Source organism: Xenorhabdus yunnanensis (assembly GCF_028598805.1).
Taxonomy (GTDB): domain Bacteria; phylum Pseudomonadota; class Gammaproteobacteria; order Enterobacterales; family Enterobacteriaceae; genus Xenorhabdus; species Xenorhabdus yunnanensis.
Genome location: NZ_JAQRFI010000094.1, coordinates 1 through 5,307, shown reverse-complemented (window position 1 = coordinate 5,307; position 5,307 = coordinate 1). Strand labels below are relative to the sequence as shown.

Here is a 5,307-nt window from a genome sequence, read left to right as displayed (position 1 = left end):
ATCTGCATTATTACAATTTAACACGATTGCACACGGCCAATAATGATTTAACGCCCGTGGAATATGAAATGGCCTTCGTAAAAGTGTCCGATTTTTCTTGAGCAGAACACTGGCGGTATCAGGGGTAACTTTGGAACTGGATAAATGCGGACAAAAAGAAGTCATCAATCAGGTTGCGTAATTACAAAAGTCAGTATATTGTGATAAAGGTGACAATCACCCTTGCATCCATTGCAGAATGGGTAACTGCCACATTGCATTTAAGCTGATGGATACACTGTAGGATGGGGTAATTTATCCTCTTCTGCCTTTGCCTTTTACTTTAATTTCCTTTTCTACCAGACGTCCTATTTCGTCACTATTTCTAATGACTGATGCCGTCCTTTGCATCAAATCATTAATGCTTTCCGGCATATGTTCTGGCACTAAACGTTCTATGTTTTCTAGTTCACATCCTGATATAATAATTTCAATTAAATCATCGGATGTTTTTAGTTTTTTTAATGAATCTATAACATGAGGTTGAAATATAAACCCCTCAGCCTCATCAATCGATAGTAGTTTTTTGTCAACAGCATACAACACACCCAAGATTAAAAGGCCAACAAACTTCTCGGCATGTTTTTGTTCAATACTATAATAAAGTTTCATCTATACCCCTTTAACTCCAGCCATTTTTAACTTCAACGTCAAATACTAGACCGCTTCTGCCCTCAAAATAATGAATCGAGATTTTTTTATTAGTGGCATTGTAACCATTTTTATAGACTTTATACCATTTACCCGCTTCTTTTTTCCGTAGCTTATTTAATAAAACTTTATCTTTTACAATATACTTGACCGTTCCATTTACGACTGCTTTAAACCCTTTCGGATAGTTTGGCGCATCCTTGATTGATTTGTAAAAGTGCTTAAGATCACTTGAATCACCAAACCAGCTCAACCAGCCCACTTTAGTGAGTGAGATTTGATGCGTGTTTGTCGTCGTATCTGGTGCTTGAAAGCTGTGCCCCGAAAAAGAGAGCGATACCAATAGAACGCTAAATAAAACCTTTGCAAATCGATTCATAAGAAGATCCTCATATAAATAAGCTTTAAAGTATTCTCACAACAGAATTAAAATGACTCTGATGCAATATGAAGCATTATATAAGTACTCAACTAAACGGAATTAAAACCAGAACCGATTTACTTTGGATAAAGAATTAATAAAAGATAAATGAAGTTGATTATTAAAAATTATAGGGTTAGTGAAATCTTAGAGTTTACAACTCAAACTGATCGGGGTTGGTCAACACCAATATCACGGTTAAATCAATATGTTAGATTGGTTTTTGGATGATATGGTCAACACCTCGATCGGGGTTAGAGAACATCCTCCATGAAAGATGAATTTGAATGGTGTGATAAATATGAACACTTCTAAATATCCAACTCGTGCTGATGCGGCAAGAGCCACGCTGTATTCGGAGAGAGAATCAAAAAAGCTGTCGAAAAAAGAACAGGAAGAGCGGGTGAGGAAATTTAATGCTGCTCTTCTGAATGGTAAATATTTCTCACTACTGTAACTCCAGCTCCTCTTCGAGAGGCATTAAGACCTGTTTTAAGGTGCATCCACTCAGGCTACCGTCTGGATGGCGGTATTGTGAAGCCCATGTTCCCCGTTCTCAGACAATAGTTACCCTCTGACTGGTGGCTGACGTGGCATTTATTTCAACCAATTGTATCAATTTCCACACAAGGGGATTTAATTAAGTTAGGCACTTAAGGTAGGTAAAATTCACTGGTAATTAAGACATGGGCAGAATTTGCCTTGATTTTTAACTAATAAAAAGTGAATGAATGATGACTGAATTTAATAATCCTGCGAATATGGACACTAATCAAAAATGCCTGTTTGATCCTGAGCAATATAAAGTTAAATATAAGACTCATACGATAGTTGAAATTGATAATGACGTAACCGCTCCTGTTGGCTCTTTTCCATGGGCAATGATTCAATTGTATATAGGAAAAGAAATGAGCCGCAAAGATTGGAATTCCGTTGGTGAGTATATTCGTTTTTCTCATGAGAGAACGGATCTCTCCCCTCAAATTGAAAAAGGCAATGAAAATGGCCCACTTTCAATGTGGCAACCAACACAAAAAGACATGATGGCTTGTGATTGGCAATTTTTTGAGTCTGAAAAAGATGTATTGTCTGCTGATATTACTTTAGGAACCGGTAAAGTAGGTAATAACGGTGGGATCGGATGGGGATATGCAAAGAATAATCCTGCGATTTTTGGTTCTTTGTCTATGATCCATAATAAAGAGAATTTTATGGAGATCTTGGAGTTTTATTGGAGAGAAGAAAGATTTGATGATTTTTCACTTCCTTTTATAGAACTATGTGTATCTCTGCCTAATACTCAAGATTCCGATAAGATGTATGGACTGAAAAATGAAACCCTTTATATAACGATTGATAATGTGACTTACAGCCTTGATAAAGCCGCTGTGTCTAATAGGGCTTCTGCATCTAGCGATAGCCGTGTTTATTCGATTAAATATTATGGTGATCAAGCGAAGAACCTAGGTGCTGTGTTAAAGCAAACAGGTGAAACTAAGCGCCTAGACATTAAACGGAAATAAACAGCTAAATCAATAGATTAAATTCAATGTTGTACTTCGGTGTAGCTTTTTTTATCACCACTTTCCGTTTTTTCTCCCTCATTTGAGGGGCGAAAAGAAGAAGTGACTATAGATCATTAACCAATTTTGCCACCGCAATCACTCACAGAACCTCAGTAACTTCTATTACGGTCGGCACCCTATTAACTACGAGGTCGCTCAGGCGGCCTTTTTGTTTTCTGGCTGCACCAACAGAGAGGGAGGTGGAGCAGTGAAATACATGGGAAGTAAATCACGTATCGCAAAATATATTGCGCCATTCATCCTAGACCATTTAACGACAGAGACGGTTTATGTTGAGCCGTTTGCAGGCGGCCTGAACATGGTGAGTCATATAAATGATTTTCATACGGGTACAGTTATTGCTGCTGACAGCCACGAATATTTGATGGAAATGTGGATAGCATTGTTATCTGGCTGGCAACCTCCGGGGCAAATATCACGAGAGCAGTATTACGCGGTAAAGAGCAACAAGGATGAAATCCCACATCTAACAGGATAGGTGGGGTTCAACTGCAGTTACGCGGGCAGATGGTTTAACGGGTATACGGGGGTAACACAGACTAAATCACGTGTTCGTGACCATCAATTGGAGGCTCGCAACAACATTCAGCGACAGTTGACTCAATTAGATGGCGTAATATTGCGGTGTTGCGATTACAGGGAATTAGATATACCGAATGGCGCTGTTGTTTATTGTGATCCCCCCTACGCGAATACCATAGCATACCGCGATGCATTTAACACGGCTGAGTTTTGGGGTTGGGTGCGTGAATTATCGAACCGCTGCACGGTCTTTGTTAGTGAATACACGGCACCCGATAATTTTGATTGTATTTGGTCGCGCGAGGTAGTTAGCGGTATCTCAGGAACAAAAACGACATCAATTGAATCGCTGTTTATGATGAAATAAATAATCCATTCAAAACCATTTGATATTCACTCGATATGGGAATTCCGATAACGGAACCAATCCCAGTTTTGCTCAGTTGGCAATAAATGGAATGCCCCTGATGACCATTGAACAAATCATCCCGGACTACTCCGAGTCCAAGCGTGCGGATATCACTCAAGAAAATATCGATCAACTTAAGCAGCTTTTCCCTGAAGTATTTTCGGAAGGAAAAATTGACTTTGACGCCTTAAAAGCGGTGCTGGGTGAAGCTATCGATGATTCTGACGAGCGCTATAACTTCATCTGGCAGGGTAAGGCTCGCGCGCGTCAAATAGCTCAGACTCCATCAACCGGCACACTACGACCATGCAAGGAAGAGAGTGTGAATTGGGATACGACGGAAAACCTGTTTATTGAAGGTGATAACCTTGAAGTGCTTAAGTTGCTGCAAAAGGCTTATCACAAAAAGATAAAGATGATTTATATCGCTCCGCCCTATAACACAGGCAAGGATTTTATTTATAAAGACAGGTTCAATGATACCTCGGGCCGGCGTCATACAAATTGGCTGAATATGCTTTATCCCAGATTGAAATTAGCCAGAAATTTATTATCTGATGAGGGAATGATATTTATATCGATAGATGACCATGAAGTGGTTAATTTATCCAATGTGTGCAATGAAATATTCGGTGAAGATAATTTCGTTGAAAGATTTATCTGGAAGAGTGGAAGAACCTCCGCATCCATTTTTACCCGGGAGCATGAATATATTCTGGCCTATGCAAAAGACAGAACTCAGTTACCCCACATTGTTTATAAGGGTGATGATAGATTAATTTCTGACCGGGCAATAAAAAAGGTCAGCGTTAAAAACCCGGCGTCGGAAATAACCTTTCCTGCCGGCGTCAAGTTCTTGGGTGAAAATAAAACGTTTCCACCCGTATTTGGAAATAAAGAAGTTGTTGAAGTGACCTCAGGGGTATTTGAGTGTAAGAATGGCGTCTTAGCCCGCGAGGTCACGCTAAAAGCGGATTGGACAATGAAGCATGAAGCGCCAAATCGAAAACTGGCTGTCAGGAAATGACACTTTTGACTATAAGGGACAGCCGGTTGTTGAATTCTTCTTCAAACCTAACGGCGTTCTTCAGTATGTTAAAAAGCGGAGCGCCGAACACCCAAAAACAATCATAACCGGTTTTACCACGAAGCAGGGAAGTCAGGAGGTTGAAGCCTTGCTCGGCTCATCTGTCTTTGATTATCCAAAGCCGACAGGCTTAATTGAACACTTAATGAGGGTCACGGAGAGTGAAGATATCATTCTTGACTTTTTCGCCGGAAGTGGTTCTACAGGTCATGCTGTGTTAAAGCAAAATAAGAAAGATGGCGGCAGAAGAAAGTTTATCCTGGTTCAATTGCCTGAGCCTGTCTCAAAAAATGCGGGGGCAACAGCGTATTGTGCTCAGGAGTTAATACCCGAATTGATTTCCCGCATTGCCCTGAAAAGAATAAAAACGGCCATTTCAGCAGAAGATAACACTCAAGGCGTTAAGTTTTTCACATTAGACCAAACAAATACTCACTAACAGGGGTGTTCTGCTCAAGAAAAATCGGACACTTTTACGAAAGCCATTTCATATTCCACGGGCGTTAAATCATTATTGGCCGTGTGCAATCGTGTTAAATGGTAATAATGCAGATAATCCAATACATCTTTTTTCATCTCTGCCTGGTTTTCA

The 5,307-nt window shown here is 39.9% G+C and carries 9 protein-coding genes; 6 read left to right on the top strand and 3 right to left on the bottom strand.

The features are described from left to right. Positions 1-294 precede the first annotated feature (294 nt). A complete protein-coding gene (locus tag PSI23_RS20090) occupies positions 295-651 on the bottom strand; it encodes a DUF3969 family protein (RefSeq protein ID WP_273556734.1) in 357 nt (118 codons plus the stop codon). A gap of 10 nt (positions 652-661) precedes the next feature. Continuing rightward, positions 662-1,069, bottom strand: coding sequence for a hypothetical protein (locus tag PSI23_RS20085; protein ID WP_273556733.1), 408 nt, complete (start codon positions 1,067-1,069; stop codon positions 662-664). Between the two features lie 343 nt (positions 1,070-1,412). Between PSI23_RS20085 and PSI23_RS20080 the strand changes: the two genes are divergently transcribed. From PSI23_RS20080 to PSI23_RS20055, 6 genes are all read left to right on the top strand, one after another. Beyond that, the gene (locus PSI23_RS20080; RefSeq protein ID WP_273556732.1) at positions 1,413-1,568 is read left to right on the top strand and encodes a hypothetical protein; all 156 of its coding nucleotides are present in this window, start codon (positions 1,413-1,415) and stop codon (positions 1,566-1,568) included. Positions 1,569-1,842: 274 nt separating this feature from the next. Further along, positions 1,843-2,634, top strand: coding sequence for a DUF2829 domain-containing protein (locus PSI23_RS20075; RefSeq protein WP_273556731.1), 792 nt, complete (start codon positions 1,843-1,845; stop codon positions 2,632-2,634). 259 nt (positions 2,635-2,893) lie between these two features. Then, a complete protein-coding gene (locus tag PSI23_RS20070; protein ID WP_273556730.1) occupies positions 2,894-3,175 on the top strand; it encodes a DNA adenine methylase in 282 nt (93 codons plus the stop codon). Next, positions 3,176-3,586: a DNA adenine methylase gene (locus tag PSI23_RS20065; protein WP_273556729.1), complete on the top strand. Its 411-nt coding sequence runs from the start codon at positions 3,176-3,178 to the stop codon at positions 3,584-3,586. A gap of 100 nt (positions 3,587-3,686) precedes the next feature. Further along, positions 3,687-4,655, top strand: a complete 969-nt coding sequence (locus PSI23_RS20060) for a site-specific DNA-methyltransferase (protein WP_306309646.1) — start codon at positions 3,687-3,689, stop codon at positions 4,653-4,655. After that, complete coding sequence (locus tag PSI23_RS20055; RefSeq protein ID WP_273556728.1) at positions 4,618-5,154, top strand: DNA methyltransferase; 537 nt, start codon at positions 4,618-4,620, stop codon at positions 5,152-5,154. Before PSI23_RS20060 ends, PSI23_RS20055 begins: the two co-directional genes overlap by 38 nt. A 14-nt stretch (positions 5,155-5,168) precedes the next feature. On the opposite strand, the gene PSI23_RS20050 is transcribed toward PSI23_RS20055, so the two are convergent. Next, the coding region (locus PSI23_RS20050) for an IS3 family transposase (protein WP_273556735.1) at positions 5,169-5,307 on the bottom strand (139 nt) is incomplete at its 5' end.